The sequence below is a fragment of the Amycolatopsis eburnea genome, assembly GCF_003937945.1.
In the GTDB taxonomy this organism is placed as follows: domain Bacteria; phylum Actinomycetota; class Actinomycetes; order Mycobacteriales; family Pseudonocardiaceae; genus Amycolatopsis; species Amycolatopsis eburnea.
In genome coordinates, this window is the sequence record NZ_RSEC01000053.1 from 134864 (window position 1) to 148375 (window position 13512).

Sequence of the window (13512 nt, forward strand, 5' to 3'; positions counted from 1 at the left end):
AACCCGTCGCGCCCCTTGCTCCACCGGGCTGGACTCCGGCCCCGGACAGTTGACGGCTCCCCCGCCGCGCTGCCAGGCTCAGGCCGCCCGGACGGCCGGATGATTGGGGACCACCGATGCCCGAGGCGGGCTCTGCCGCACCGCCGCGCGCCTTCGTCCGCACGCTGTTGCGCAGTGGCACACCCGCGGAACCGGCCGGCCCCGTCGCCGACGACGGTGACCTCACCGCGGTCGGGGACGCGACGCTCGCGCGTGCTTCGCGCTACTGGGTCGTCGTGCCGCTCGCCTACCGGATCGCCGCGTTCGTCAAGGTGTTCATCGGGTTCGCCACCGCCAACGGCGGGCTCGGGCTCGGGCCGGTGCTGGGCGCGACCGCGTTCGCGGTGCTCTCCAACAGCGCCGCGGTGGTCTGGGTGCTGCGGTCCGGCGGGCTGCGGGCCCGCATCACGACCCGCGCCCTCGGGCTGGACCTGGCCGTCGGCGTCCTGCTGAACTTCGTCGTGGCCATGACGGCGCCGCCCGCGGTACAGCCGTTCGCGGTCGACGTGGCGTGGACCTGGCTGGTCGGCGCGGTCGCCATGTGGGCGGGCACGTCCGGGCTGCCCGCCGCGCTGTGGCTGTTCGCCGCGGCCGTGCCGTTGCGGGCCGCGCTGACCGTCGCGGGTGGTCTCCCGCTCGGCAACCAGCTCGCCATGACGCGGTCGATCGGCTGCCTGGTCGCGCTGGCGGTGGCGATCGTGCTCGCCGTCTCGATCCTCATCCTGCTCGGCGTCGGCACCCGGTTCGCGGTGGACATCGGGTTGCGGCGCGGGCGCGAGGCCGAACGCCGCCGGACCCGGCGGATCATGCACGACAGCGTGCTGCAGACGCTCGAAGCGCTGGCCATTTCGGCGCCCGGCGACCAGGCCCAGGCCGTCACCCGGCTGGCCGAACTCCGCTCGGTCGCCAAGGCGGAGGCGGCCGACCTGCGCCGCCGGATCACCGAGCCGGTGCCGACCGGCCCGACGCGCAGCTTCGCGGTCGAACTCGCCGACGTCGCCACCGAACTGGCCCGCGACGGCCTGCGCACGCAGCTGGTCGCCGCGGACTTCGCCGACGACCACAAGGTTTCCTCCGACCGCCGCACCGCGCTGGTCGAAGCGGTCCGGGAGGCGTTGCGCAACACCGTGAAGCACTCCGGGACCAAGCAGGTCGTGCTCCGGGTGGAGGAACGCGACGGCGGGATCGCCGTGGTGGCCCGCGACCAAGGCCAGGGCTTCGACGTCCGCGACCGGCCGCCGGGCTTCGGCATCAGCCAGTCCATCGTGGCCCGGCTGGCCGAGGTCGGCGGGCACGGCACCGTGGACTCGCAGCCGGGCCGCGGCACCCGCGTGACGATGTGGGTGCCGGGCTAGGCAACGGTTCTGCGCTGCGGCACAAGACTCCCGCCACGGCCGGGGCGCACCATGCCCGGACAATCCCTGCGGGAGGAGCAACCCCATGGCCGAATCGGGCTCCCTGCGCCGCGACGCGCTGGGCACACCGGGCGTCGTCTTCCTCGTCCTCGCCGCCGTCGCGCCGCTCACCGGCATCGTCGTCATCGCCTCGCTGGGCATCGCGCTCGGCAACGGCGGCGGCATGCCCGGCGCGTTCCTGCTCGCCGCGCTGATCCTCGTGCTCTTCGGCGTCGGCTACGCGCAGATGAGCAAAGTGGTCACCGGCGCGGGCGGCTTCTACGTCTACGTCACCAAGGGGCTCGGGCGCCCGATGGGCCTCGTCGCCGCCCTCATCGCGCTGCTGGGCTACAACTGCTTCGTCGCCGGCGCGGTCGGGACGAGCGGCTTCTTCACCGCGAACGTCGTCGAGCAGGTCTTCGGCCGGCACACGCCGTGGCAGCTGTGGAGCCTCGCGTCCGCCGTCGCGGTGTTCGCGCTCGGCCGCCGCGGGGTCGACGTCAGCGCCAAGGTGCTCGGGGTTTCGCTCGTCCTCGAGGTGTCGATCCTGCTCGTCCTGGACGTCGCGGTGGCGGTCCGGACCGGGTTGGACGTCCAGGCGTTCGCGCCCGGCGTCGTCTTCTCGGGCTCGATCGGGATCGCGTTCCTGTTCGCCTTCAACGCTTTCGTCGGCTTCGAGGCCACCGGGCTGTTCAGCGAAGAGGCGCGCGACCCGCACCGGACGATCTCCCGCGCGACCTACACCGCGATCGTCCTGATCGGCGTGTTCGCCGCGGTCACGACGTGGGCGATCGTCAGCGCGACGAGCGTCGCGCAGGCCGGGCGGACCGCGCAGGACCACCTCGCGACCGGGGACCTCGTCTTCTCGATCAGCCGGACGTACCTGGGCTCGTTCCTCACCGACGTGATGATGCTGCTGCTGGTCGTCAGCCTGTTCGCGGCGCTGCTCGCGCTGCACAACTCCGCGACGCGGTACCTGTTCGCGCTCGGCCGCACCCGCGTGCTGCCCGCCGTCCTCGGCCGGACGAACGCGGCGAACGGAGCACCGTACGTCGCCAGCGGGACGCAGATCGGCCTGGCGACGCTGATCGCGGCGGTGTACGCGCTGGCCGGGCTGGACCCCCTCGCCGACCTCACCGCCAGCATGACCGGCATCGGCACCCTCGGCGTGATCACCCTGCAGGCGCTGGCCGGGATCGCCGTGGTCGCGTTCTTCCGCAGGCGGCGCGACCCCCGGCTGTGGCGCACCGCGCTCGCCCCCGGCCTCGGCGGGCTCGGCCTGGTCGCCGTGACGGCGCTGGCTATCGTCAACTTCCCCACGCTCGCCGGCTCCGAAGCACCCGCGATCGCGCTGCTGCCCTGGCTGCTCGCGGTGGCGGCGATCGCCGGGCTGGCCCTCGCGGCCTGGCTGCGCCGCCGGCGTCCGGACGTCTACGCGGGCCTGGACGAGCTCGGTCTCGACACCGAACCCGTCCCGCGCTGACCCAGCCTCAAGCGCCCCAATGTGGCCTTCGGTGCGTCTCACGCACCCAAGGCGGCCTTCGGTGCGTCTGACGCAACCAAGGCCGCCTTGGGGCGCTTCCGTCAGGCCGCGCGGCGGATGTCGCGTTCGGCGGCCAGGCTCGCCCGGCAGGCGGCGGTCAGCCGGGCGGTCGCCGCGCTGGCACCGCCGCCGCAGCGCGGGCAGGACATCCTCACGGCCAGGGTCAGCTCGTCCACCGCGACGGACAGTTCGGTCCGGCAGCCGCGGCACCAGCGGTGCCGGGTGACCGGGCTGACGTGCGCCGGCGACGCGACGCACTGGTGGATCCACCGGCCGTGCACGTGGCAGGTCAGGCGGTCGTCGGGCGCCAGCAGGCCCATGTCCTCGGCGTCGTCTTCGGTGGCGAGCAGGACCGGCAGGCTGCGGACCCGGGTGGCAGGGCAGGTCGTGGTGGTCATCGTGGTCCCCTTTCGCTACCTGTTCGTCGAAGGGGAACCGCCGGATTCGACATCCCGGCGAGGTTGGCCGGAACCCGGTGGTTCTTGGCATTCCAGCCACTCCCGGGCCGCCGCGTGGCCCAGTAGGTTCTCCGCGTGTCGAAATTCCTGCTCTCGGTCCACGTCCTGGCGGCGGTGCTGGCCGTCGGGCCGGTCGCCGTCGCGGCCAGCATGTTCCCCGCCGCCGTCCGGAAGGGCGAGGCCAAGGTGACGGCGATGCTGCACCGGATCTGCCGCGTCTACGCGTACGCCGCCATCGCCGTCCCGGTGTTCGGGTTCGGTGTCGCGGGCACCATGCACGTCATGGGCGACCCGTGGCTGCTCACCTCGATCGGCCTGACCGCCGTCGCGGCCGCAGTCCTCGCGTTTCTGGTGCTGCCGCGCCAGAAACGGCTGCTGGCCGGGGAGTCCACTTCGGACAAGCTGAGCCGCCTCGCGATGGTCACGGGCGTGTTCAACCTGCTGTGGGCGGCCGTGACGGTCCTGATGATCGTGCGGCCGGGCTCCTCGACGGGTGCCTAGCCGGGCACGCGGACCGCGACGAAGTCCGGCCGGCTCCGCAGGGCGAACCCGAGTGAGAGGTACAACCGGATCGCGGCGGTGTTGCTCGCGGCGGCGTGCATCATCGGCGTCTCGCCGCGGTCGCGGATCCCCGCCGCCACGGCGAGCACCAGCCGCGTCGCCAGGCCTTCCCCGCGGTGGGCCGGGTCCGTGCAGACCGCGCTGATCTCGGTGTAGCCGGGCGGGTGCAGCCGCTCGCCTGCCATCGCGACCAGCGCGCCGCCGCGCCGGATCCCCAGGTACGTGCCGAGTTCGACGGTCCGCTTCCGGAACGGCCCCGGCTTCGTCCGCTCGACGAGGTCGAGCATCTCGGGCACGTCGGCGAGCCCCAGCCGCACGGCCTCCGGCTCCGTCGCGGCCGCGACGCCTTCGTCCACGAGCTGGACACCCGGCGTCACGCCGAGCACCTCCCAGCCGGACGGCGGCCGCGCGGTGGTCGCGGCGAGCACGACGGTCTCCCCGGGCCCGGCGAGCTCGGCGACGTCCAGCCAGTCCCGCTCGCCGGGATCGTCCGGCAGGGCGAGGAAGGGAGCGACGTCTTCGGGGTAGCGCAGCACCCGGCCGCGCTGTTCGGCGAAGCGGGCGTGCGGCCCGGTCAGGGACGCCAGCGCCGGGTTGTCGAGCGGAGAAGCCATAGCACCAGGATCCCTGCCCGGGCGGCCGCGGCGGCACCGGTCCCACATCCTGAGCGCCGCCGGTAGGGTGCGCTCGTGGGTTCCCAGGTCCCGGTGTGGATACCGATCGTCGTCGCACTGCTCGGCCTGGCCGGGGTGCTCACCACCCAGGTGCTCTCGGGCCGGCGCGAAACCAAGCGGATGGCCGAGGAAACCGCTCGTGAAGAGCGCCGGTGGCAGCGCGAGCGGGAAGCCCGCACCCACGAGACCCGCGCCGGCGCCTACGCCGAGCTCCTCGGCGTCCTGGAGGCGTTCGACATGGTCCTGTTCCGGACGCTCCGGACCCGCGAGCTCGGCAAACCCGTCGATGAGGACCAGATCGCCGAGCTGCGCGAGGTGCGGAGCGAAACCCAGCACGCGCTCGGCGCGGTCGCGCTGCACGCGCCGGAACCGATCCGGGAGCTCGTCAGCGAGGCGGTGCTGCCGCGGATGCGGCTGGCCACCCGGCTGATGGACCCCGAAAACACCGGCGCCGACGACCGCGTCCTGTGGACGGCCGGCCAGCGCGGCTACCGCCTCCTGCGCGCGAAGATGCGTCTCGACCTCGGGTTCGACGCGGAACCGCTGGCCGCGATCGAGGCGATCGGCGCTCAGCCGACGGGGGTCAGCGGCTCGTCGGACAGCACTTCGGACCCGGCCGACACGACCAGCCTGCCGCCGCCCACCTCGTAGCGGTAGGCACCGTTCACCGCGACGAAGCCGTCGCCCGAGGCCTCGGCGGGCAGCGTGATGTGGGTGTCGCCCGACGCCGCCTGCCCACGGGCCTGGCCGTCGTAGAAGACGCGGCCGTCGGGCGTCCGGCAGATCGTGATCAGCGACTTGGCCGTCTGCCCGACAAGCAGCGCGGTCCCCTGGCCGCCGGGCAGGTACCGCGCGGCGTCACCCGGGCACGGTTTCCCCTCCGGCGTGGCCGACGTGGTCGGGGTGGACGGCGGCGTGAGCGCCTCGGCGGTGGTGACGACGGTCTTGGTCGTGGGCAGTGAGGGCGTCGTGTACGCCGGGAACGGCCCGGACGCGGCCGGCTCGGGTTTCGGGTGCCCGGTGAACAGCAGGACGCCGCCCACCGCGACGCCCGCGACCACCATCAGCGTCAGCAGCACCCACAGCGCCCGCGCGCGGGCGCGGCCCGGAGCCAGGCCCGAGCAGGTGCCGCAGCGCCCGGCGCCGGGGTCGTTGACCGCGCCGCACTGCGCGCACATCCACGGGGTACCCGCCATCGGGCCTCCTTCGGCCCGGCGCCTCGCAGGCGCCGTCACCTCATCGTCACCGACGACGGCGCCCGCTGCAACGGTCCGCTACGACCCCTGGACCACGTTGACCATCCAGGGAATGCCGAACTTGTCGACGAGCGCGCCGAATTCGTCGCCCCACATCTGCTTTTCGAACGGAACCGTCACGGTCGCGCCGTCGCTCAGCTGTTCCCAGTAGCCGCGCAGGTCGTCGGCGTCGTCGCCGCTGAGGCTGACCGTGATGTTCGTGCCCGGCTTGTGCTCCATCCCGGCCGGGGTGTCCGCCGCCATGAGCGTGAAGCCCTTGTCGGTCTCCAGCTGGGAATGCATGATCTTGTCCGCGTCCGCCCCTTCGGGTGAACCGAATTCCCCGAACGTGTTCACCGTCAGCGTGCCGCCGAAGACGCTCTTGTAGAACTCCATCGCCTGCCGCGCGTCGTCGCGGAAGCTCAGGTACGGGTTGAGACGAGAAGCCACGGCCATCTCCTTCGCTCGGCAGAGAGCAGCATCCTCGCAGAACCCGGGGACAGCGCCAATCGGCGGATTTTCAGCGTCACCCGTCAGAGCACGAACCGGCGCTGCGCATCGGGTTCGAGCGGCAACGCGCCGTGCAGCGCGGCCCGCGCGCGCAGTTCCAGCGCGCGGTCGAGGGGCCGGGTGCCCGGGGCAGGCGCGGTGTGGAACGTGCCGCGGTCGAACAGGTACACCAGGGCGAGCTTCCGGTCGAGGCGGCCGGTCTGCTCGCCGAACTCGACGGTCGCGAAGCGCAGGCAGCCGCCGTAGCCGGCCCGCGAGAGGCGGTCCGCGACGTCGACCAGGTCACCGGTCAGCACGCGCAGGTCGCGGTTGCGGCGCCAGCACCGCACCGTCGACCGGCCGTTCAGGTCCTGGGTCACCAGCGGGTGCACCGGCAGCCGGGCCGACGTCGCGGCCAGCAGCTCCGCTTCGGTGCGGGCCAGCGCGTCCCCGTCCACCTTGAAGCCGACCGTGCCGCCGCCGGTGGGCGCGAGGCCCAGGGCGGCGCGCATCCGCGGGGCCGCGGCGGCGAGGGTGTAGAGGGACTGCAGGTGCGGGCGGGACGTCCAGCACCGGACGAGCTTGCTGTCCAGCAGGGTCACGACGATGTGTCCTATCTCCGGTCGAGAAGGGACCGCCGGGCCGGGCGCACTGGCAGTGTCCACAGTGGACGTCAGGCGCGGGGACACCGGGGTCGGAAAGGACAGCATGCGCCCGCGCCGCGGGGTTCCGGCCCGGAACCCCGCGGTCACGCGGCGAACGGCAGCACTTCGCCGCCGAACGGTCACTCCGGGTCAGGTTCAGCCGATCAGCGGTACCCCTTTCACCTCACGCCACGGAAATGACGACCTTCCCGAGGTTCCGGCGGCTCCGGAACCGCTCGAACGCCCCGTCCGCGTCGTCGAACGGGTGAACGCTGTCGACGACCGGTTCCAGCGGTCGCACGGCGAGCCACCGGAGGAGGTCTTCGGTGTCCTCGCGGCTGCCGACCCAGATCTTCCGGAGACTCGCCCCGCTGCGGAACAGGTCCATGAAGCCGACCGGCGGCCCGTCCGCGCCGACGAACCCGACGAGCGCGATCTCGGCGTGGTGCGTCCCGGCCGCGACGAGCGACTGCGCGAACGTGCCCGGCCCGCCGACCTCGACGATCCGGTCCGCGCCCCGGCCGCCGGTAGCGTCGAGGACGGCCTGGCCCCACTCCGGCGTCGCGCGGTAGTCGATCACCGCGTCCGCACCGAGTCCGGTCAGCTTGGCCGCCTTCGCCGCGCTCGACGTCGTCGCGACCACGCGCGCACCGAACTGCTTGGCGAGCTGCAGGGCGAACAGGGAGACACCGCCGGTGCCGAGGGTCAGCACGACGTCGCCCGGCCGCACGCCGGCGAGCGACGTCCACGCGGTGACCGCGGCGCACGGCAGCGTCGCGCCTTGTTCGTAGGTGAGCGAATCGGGCAGCGCGACGAGCGCGTGTTCCGGCACGGCACGGTATTCGGCGAGCCAGCCGTCCTGGCCGTTCCCGTAGCCGACGAGGGTCTCCGGCAGCCGTCCGGCGATCCAGTGCGAGTGGAAGTTCCCGAGCACCCGGTCGCCGGCCGCGAACCGCGTGACGCCCGCCCCCACCGCCACGACGTCGCCCGCGGCGTCGGACAACGGGATCAGCCCGCCCGGCCCGGTGGTGAAGTGCTCGCCGTCGAGGATGAGCAGGTCGCGGTAGTTCAGCGACGTCGCCCGCACGCGGACGAGCACTTCCCCGCGCTGCGGTTCGGGCTCCGGTTCGTCGCGGCGGACCAGCTTGCCCGTCTCGGGACGGTAGACGCGCACCAGGGAACCTCCCTCATGTTAACCAAATGGCTAACATCGACCATGGCACAGGCCCGCGCGTCCCGGCAACCAAGGGATACTCGGAGCATGGCCAGCCGCACCGCGACCCCGTTGGACCACCCGGCCCTCGACGACGTCCCGTTCAGCGCGGCCCTCGAAGCCCTCCGCGACCCGCACCGGCTGGCCATGGTCGCCGCCCTCGCCCGCGAGCCCGGCCAGTCGTGCGGCGCGATCATGCCCCCGGTCAGCAAGCCAGCGGCGTCCCGGCACTTCAAGATCCTCCGCGCGGCCGGCCTGCTGAAGCAGTGGGACAGCGGCACGCAGCGGCTGAACGCGCTGCGCCGCGAGGAGTTCGACGCCCGCTTCCCCGGCCTGCTCGACCTGGCCCTCGCCGAAGCCGCCCGCTGATCATGCCGTGAACGACCCTTTCACCTCACCAGACGACATGAATGGCCCTTTCACGACATCCCGGAGACGCGGGCAGACCACGCGGCCAGGCGCTCTGCCACCGGCCGGTCCGGCATCTTCGCGGAACCGCCCGCCGGCGGGCGTCGCGAAAGGACCCTTCGCGACGCGAAGCAGGCTTACCTCGGCTCCCGAAGCCGCGCGCTGATCCGGGAGCATCCGCCCCAACCAGACATTTAGCGTTGCTAACAGCTCTGAGTCAGAGCTACTTTGGCGGCATGACCGAACTCGCCGACCGGCTGCTGGGCGCCGTCCAGGGGATCCGCCGCGTGGTGCGCCGCCGGGTGCGCGCCGAAGTGCCCGGCTTCCCGCTGCCCGGCGCGCAGGTCGAAGTCCTGCGCGTGGTGGCCGACCACCCCGGCATCGGCGTCGCCGCGGCCGCGCGCGAGCTGCACCTGGCCGGCAACTCGGTCAGCACGCTGGTCAACCAGCTCGCCGACGCCGGGCTGCTGCGCCGCGAACCCGACCCCGCCGACCGGCGCGCGGCCCGGCTGGAGATCACCGATGCCGCGCGCGACCGGATGGCGTCGTGGCGGCGCGCCCGGACCGGGCTCGTCGCCGAAGCCCTCACCGCGCTATCCGAAGAGGACCTCGAAGCCATCGAGAACGCGTTGCCGGCGCTGGAAAAACTCATGGGCGTCCTGAAGGAGCAGCCATGACCGAACCCGCGGTGCGCTGCACCGGGCTGAGCCACTCGTTCGGCACCACCCGCGCGGTCGACGGCGTCGACCTGGAGATCCGCGCGGGCGAGGTGTTCGGCCTGCTCGGCCCGAACGGCGCGGGCAAGACCACCACCCTCCGGATGATCACCACGCTGCTGCCCACGGCGCCGGAACGGATCACGGTCTTCGGCGTCGACGTCGCCCGCCGCCGGATGGCCGTGCGGCGGCTGATCGGCTACGTCCCGCAGCAGCTGTCCGCCGACGGCGCGCTGACCGGCCGCGAAAACGTCGCGCTGTTCGCCCGGCTCTTCGACGTCCCCCGGGCGCAACGCCCGCGGCAGGTGCGGAGCGCGTTGGAGCTGGTCGGGCTGGACGCCGACGCCGACCGCACGGCCAAGACGTACTCCGGCGGCATGATCCGCCGCCTCGAGCTGGCCCAGGCCCTGGTCAGCTCGCCGCGGCTGCTCGTCCTCGACGAGCCGACGATCGGCCTCGACCCGGTCGCCCGCTCGTCGGTGTGGGACCGCATCGCCGAAATCCGCGCGGCGACCGGCATGACCGTGCTCGTCACGACCCACTACATGGACGAGGCCGAGCAGTACTGCGACCGCGTCGCGCTGATGCACGCCGGGCGGATCCGCGCGCTGGGCACCCCGGCGGAGCTGGAGGCGGACCTCGGTCCGGAGTCCACTTTGGACGACGTGTTCCGCGCCGCGACCGGGAACCGCCTCGAAAGCGACGAAGGAGGGATCCGAGGTGTCCGTGCCACTCGCCGCACCGCCCGCCGTCTCGGCTGACCCCGGCCCGCTCGGCCGGCTGCGCGTGCTCGCCGCCCGCGTCGGCGCGATGTGCCTGGTGGAGCTGCAGAAACTGCGCCGCGACCAGACCGAGCTGCTCACCCGCGCGATCCAGCCCGCGCTGTGGCTGCTGATCTTCGGGGAGACGTTCACCCGGCTGAAGGCGATCCCGACCGGCTCGACGCCGTACCTGGACTACCTCGCGCCGGGCATCCTCGCGCAGTCGGCGCTGTTCATCGCGATCTTCTACGGCATCCAGATCATCTGGGAGCGCGACGCGGGTGTGCTCGCCAAGCTCCTGGTGACGCCCACCCCGCGGGCGGCGCTCGTGGCCGGGAAGGCGTTCGCCGCCGGGGTCCGCGCGCTGGTGCAGGCGCTGATGGTGCTGGTGCTCGCCGCGGTGCTCGGCGTCGGGCTGACCGCGAACCCGCTGAAGCTGCTCGCGATGGCCGTCGTGCTCGTGCTGGGGTCGGCGTTCTTCTGCTGCCTGTCCATCGTGATCGCCGGGATCGTGCTGTCGCGCGAACGGCTGATGGGCATCGGGCAGGCGATCACGATGCCGTTGTTCTTCGGCTCCAACGCGTTGTACCCGGTGGACCTGATGCCGTCTTGGCTGAAGGTGCTCAGCCACGTCAACCCGCTGAGCTACCAGGTGGACGCGCTGCGCGGCCTGCTGATCGGCACGCCCGCCCACCTCGGCCTCGACTTCGGCGTGCTGGCCGCGGCGACGGCGGTGGCGATTTCGGTCGCTTCGGCTTTGCTCGGCAGGTTGGCCCGGTGAGGCCCATCTCTCACCGAACGGAAGCTTCATTCCCGGCTGGCTAACCTCGGTTTCGTGAATGGTCGCCCAGGCGTGTTCTCTTTGGCCGGATTGTGCGTTCTCGCCGGAATACTGGTGGCGGGCACGGTGGCGCCCGCCGCCATCGGCGCGGGACTGCTGTCGAATCAGGTGAGCGATTCGGTGGACACCATTTCCGCGCAGCTCGCGGCGGCCGATCCCCCGCTCACCACGACCGTGACCGACCGCGACGGCACCCCGATCGCGACGCTCTACGCGCAGTACCGCCTCCCGGTCACCGCGGCCGGGATCGCGACGACGATGAAGGCCGCGATCATCGGCGTGGAGGACCGCCGCTTCTACGCCGAAGGCGGCGTCGACCTGCAAGGAACCCTGCGCGCGGCGATCAACGACAGCACCGGCGGCGCGCTGCAGGGCGCGTCGACGCTCACCCAGCAACTGGTCAAGAACTACCTGATCAACGTCGTCGACCGAACCGATCCGGCGGCCCAGCAGGCCGATCGCGAGGATTCACTCGCCCGCAAGCTGCGCGAAGCGAAAATGGCCGTCCAGCTCAACGACACGATGAGCAAGGACGACATCCTGGCCGATTACCTCAACGTGGTCGAATTCAGCGGAACCGTGTACGGGGTGGGCGCGGCGGCGAAAGCGTATTTCGGGACGACAGCGGACAAACTGACCGTGCCGCAGGCCGCGCTGCTCGCCGGAATGGTGAACAACCCCACCGTCTACAACCCGTACACGCACCCGGAAAAGGCGCTGCAGCGGCGCAACCTCGTCATCGACGACATGGTCACCAACGGCTCCATCCCCGCGTCCTACGCGGCGACGGCGAAAACGGCACCGCTCGGGCTGCTGCCGGACGGGCCGGTGACACCGTCCGGCACCTGCCTGGGCGCGGCGCCGGACGCGGGGTTCTTCTGCGCCTACACGGAAAGCTACCTCGTGCGCGCCGGGTTCACCGCGGACCAGCTCGCCACCGGCGGGTACACGATCAAGACGACGCTCGACCCGCGTGTCTCGCAGGTGGCGAAGGACGCCGTCGACGCGAACGTGCCGACCACGCAGGACGGCGTCGCGAACACCTTCGCCGTGGTGCAGCCGGGTTCGGCCGGGCACCAGGTGCTCGCGATGGTCGCCAACCGGAACTACGGCACGGATCCGGCGCGCGGCGAGACGTCCACCGACATCGTCGCGGACGCGAGCAACGAGTTCGGCGCCGGCTCGTCGTTCAAGATCTTCACCTCGGCCGCGGCGCTCGTCACCGGCAAGGCAGGCCTGGACACGCCGCTGCCGAACCCGGACAGCCAGTGCTTCCCGGTCCCGGACTCGCGTTCGTCGTGCTACACCGTCCACAACGACGGCCACTACGCCGACCCGATCAGCCTCGCCGACGGGCTGGCGACGTCACCGAACGTCGCGTTCGTCGGGCTGGAGAGCCAGGTCGGGATGCCCGCCGTGCTCGACATGGCGTACAAGCTCGGGCTGCGCAACACCCTCGCGACCAACGACGCCGGCGCGGTGCCGGATCCGAGTTCGAGCAACCCGCAGTACAGCGAGCCGCAGTCGAAGTACTTCCAGAACCTGCTGTCGTTCACCCTCGGCAACAGCCCGGTCAGCCCGCTGGAGATGGCGAACGTCTCGGCGACCCTGATGAGCGGCGGCGTCTGGTGCCCGCCGGACCCGATCCTGTCGGTGACCGACCGGAACGGGAACGCCGTGCCGGTGCGGCAGCAGGCGTGCGAGCAGGTCATCCCGACGGGTGTGGCGAACACCCTCGAAGCCGGCCTGAGCAAGGACACCACGGACGGCACGTCGGCCCAGGCCGCCCGCGCGGCCGGCTGGACCCGCCCCGACATCGGCAAGACGGGCACGACCCAGCAGAGCGAATCGGTCGCGTTCGTCGGCGGCGTGGACGGCTACGCGGTGTCGTCCATGGTCTTCGCCGACGGGCCGCACCCGCGCGAGATCTGCCCGGGCACCCCGGTCCACCTCGGCGACTGCGGCCACGGCGCGTTCGGCGGCACGGTCGCCGCGCCGCCCTACTTCCACGCCATGAACCAGCTGCTGGCCGGCGTGCCCGACCAGCCGATCCCCGGCCCGGACCCGGCGTACCTGCAGGCGCGCGGCTAGCGCGGTTCGAGGAAGACGAGCGGGATCTCGCGCTCGGTCTTCGTCTGGTACTGCGCGTAGTTCTTGAAGTCACCGGCGATCTTCGGCCAGAGCTTCGCGCGCTCCTCGGCGTTCGCGACCCGCGCGCGCATCGGCCGCTTCGGCGCGCCCTTGAGCGACACCTCGACGTCCGGCTGGTCGCGCAGGTTGAGGAACCACGCCGGGTGCGTGTCGTCCCCACCGCGCGAAGCCACGACGACGAGCACGTCGCCCTCCTGGTGCGGCGAGGTCAGCAGCACGGTCCGCGGCTGCCCGCTCTTGCGCCCGACCGTGGTCAGCTCCAGGACGGGCATGCCGGCCTGCCACCCGACCCGCCCGCCGGTGAGCTTGATCAGGCCGCGGTGCACGGCGTTCATCGTCTTCAGGACGCGGTCGCTCGGCATGCGCCCAATCTAGCCCGCCGAGC

General features: G+C 72.4%; 16 protein-coding genes. 9 read left to right on the forward strand and 7 right to left on the reverse strand.

The features are described 5' to 3' along the window. The first annotated feature begins 116 nt into the window (after positions 1-116). Positions 117-1394, forward strand: a complete 1278-nt coding sequence (locus tag EIY87_RS24170; RefSeq protein ID WP_125312063.1) for a sensor histidine kinase — start codon at positions 117-119, stop codon at positions 1392-1394. Between the two features lie 85 nt (positions 1395-1479). Beyond that, positions 1480-2916 (forward strand): APC family permease, encoded by a 1437-nt coding sequence (locus EIY87_RS24175; protein WP_125312065.1) that lies wholly within the window; start codon positions 1480-1482, stop codon positions 2914-2916. A 101-nt stretch (positions 2917-3017) separates the two neighbouring features. Here the strand turns inward: EIY87_RS24175 and EIY87_RS24180 are convergent, their stop codons facing one another. Next, the gene (locus EIY87_RS24180; protein ID WP_125312067.1) at positions 3018-3374 is read right to left on the reverse strand and encodes a hypothetical protein; all 357 of its coding nucleotides are present in this window, start codon (positions 3372-3374) and stop codon (positions 3018-3020) included. Positions 3375-3509: 135 nt separating this feature from the next. Here EIY87_RS24180 and EIY87_RS24185 point away from each other — a divergent pair, with 135 nt between their 5' ends. Further along, positions 3510-3935 (forward strand): DUF2269 family protein, encoded by a 426-nt coding sequence (locus tag EIY87_RS24185; protein ID WP_125312069.1) that lies wholly within the window; start codon positions 3510-3512, stop codon positions 3933-3935. Here the strand turns inward: EIY87_RS24185 and EIY87_RS48090 are convergent. Continuing rightward, positions 3932-4609 carry a GNAT family N-acetyltransferase gene (locus EIY87_RS48090; protein WP_191984247.1) on the reverse strand — a complete coding sequence of 226 codons (678 nt, stop codon included), beginning with the start codon at positions 4607-4609 and terminating at the stop codon, positions 3932-3934. The two genes, EIY87_RS24185 and EIY87_RS48090, sit on opposite strands and share 4 nt — an antisense overlap. Positions 4610-4684: 75 nt before the next feature. On the opposite strand from EIY87_RS48090, the gene EIY87_RS48095 reads away from it, so the two are divergent. Next, the gene (locus tag EIY87_RS48095; RefSeq protein ID WP_191984248.1) at positions 4685-5320 is read left to right on the forward strand and encodes a hypothetical protein; all 636 of its coding nucleotides are present in this window, start codon (positions 4685-4687) and stop codon (positions 5318-5320) included. Here the strand turns inward: EIY87_RS48095 and EIY87_RS24200 are convergent. From EIY87_RS24200 to EIY87_RS24215, 4 genes are all read right to left on the reverse strand, one after another. Then, entirely contained in the window at positions 5239-5865 is a 627-nt protein-coding gene (locus tag EIY87_RS24200; RefSeq protein ID WP_125312077.1) for a hypothetical protein, read from the reverse strand. The two genes, EIY87_RS48095 and EIY87_RS24200, sit on opposite strands and share 82 nt — an antisense overlap. Positions 5866-5943: 78 nt before the next feature. After that, positions 5944-6354, reverse strand: coding sequence for a VOC family protein (locus EIY87_RS24205; protein ID WP_125312079.1), 411 nt, complete (start codon positions 6352-6354; stop codon positions 5944-5946). Positions 6355-6437: 83 nt separating this feature from the next. Beyond that, entirely contained in the window at positions 6438-6995 is a 558-nt protein-coding gene (gene pspAB / locus EIY87_RS24210) for a PspA-associated protein PspAB (RefSeq protein ID WP_125312081.1), read from the reverse strand. Positions 6996-7221: 226 nt separating this feature from the next. Next, complete coding sequence (locus EIY87_RS24215; protein ID WP_125312083.1) at positions 7222-8211, reverse strand: zinc-dependent alcohol dehydrogenase family protein; 990 nt, start codon at positions 8209-8211, stop codon at positions 7222-7224. Positions 8212-8298: 87 nt separating this feature from the next. Here EIY87_RS24215 and EIY87_RS24220 point away from each other — a divergent pair, with 87 nt between their 5' ends. From EIY87_RS24220 to EIY87_RS24240, 5 genes are all read left to right on the forward strand, one after another. Next, on the forward strand, positions 8299-8619 hold the full coding sequence (locus EIY87_RS24220; RefSeq protein WP_125312085.1) for an ArsR/SmtB family transcription factor: 321 nt from the start codon (positions 8299-8301) through the stop codon (positions 8617-8619). A 275-nt stretch (positions 8620-8894) separates the two neighbouring features. After that, on the forward strand, positions 8895-9335 hold the full coding sequence (locus tag EIY87_RS24225; protein WP_125312087.1) for a MarR family winged helix-turn-helix transcriptional regulator: 441 nt from the start codon (positions 8895-8897) through the stop codon (positions 9333-9335). Continuing rightward, the gene (locus EIY87_RS24230; RefSeq protein WP_158641347.1) at positions 9332-10135 is read left to right on the forward strand and encodes an ABC transporter ATP-binding protein; all 804 of its coding nucleotides are present in this window, start codon (positions 9332-9334) and stop codon (positions 10133-10135) included. The genes EIY87_RS24225 and EIY87_RS24230 overlap by 4 nt, the downstream gene beginning before the upstream one ends. Then, on the forward strand, positions 10095-10916 hold the full coding sequence (locus EIY87_RS24235) for an ABC transporter permease (RefSeq protein WP_125312089.1): 822 nt from the start codon (positions 10095-10097) through the stop codon (positions 10914-10916). The genes EIY87_RS24230 and EIY87_RS24235 overlap by 41 nt, the downstream gene beginning before the upstream one ends. A gap of 54 nt (positions 10917-10970) precedes the next feature. Beyond that, positions 10971-13067: a transglycosylase domain-containing protein gene (locus EIY87_RS24240; RefSeq protein ID WP_158641348.1), complete on the forward strand. Its 2097-nt coding sequence runs from the start codon at positions 10971-10973 to the stop codon at positions 13065-13067. Here the strand turns inward: EIY87_RS24240 and EIY87_RS24245 are convergent. Next, positions 13064-13489, reverse strand: coding sequence for a nitroreductase/quinone reductase family protein (locus EIY87_RS24245; protein ID WP_125312092.1), 426 nt, complete (start codon positions 13487-13489; stop codon positions 13064-13066). The two genes, EIY87_RS24240 and EIY87_RS24245, sit on opposite strands and share 4 nt — an antisense overlap. Between the last annotated feature and the right edge of the window lie 23 nt (positions 13490-13512).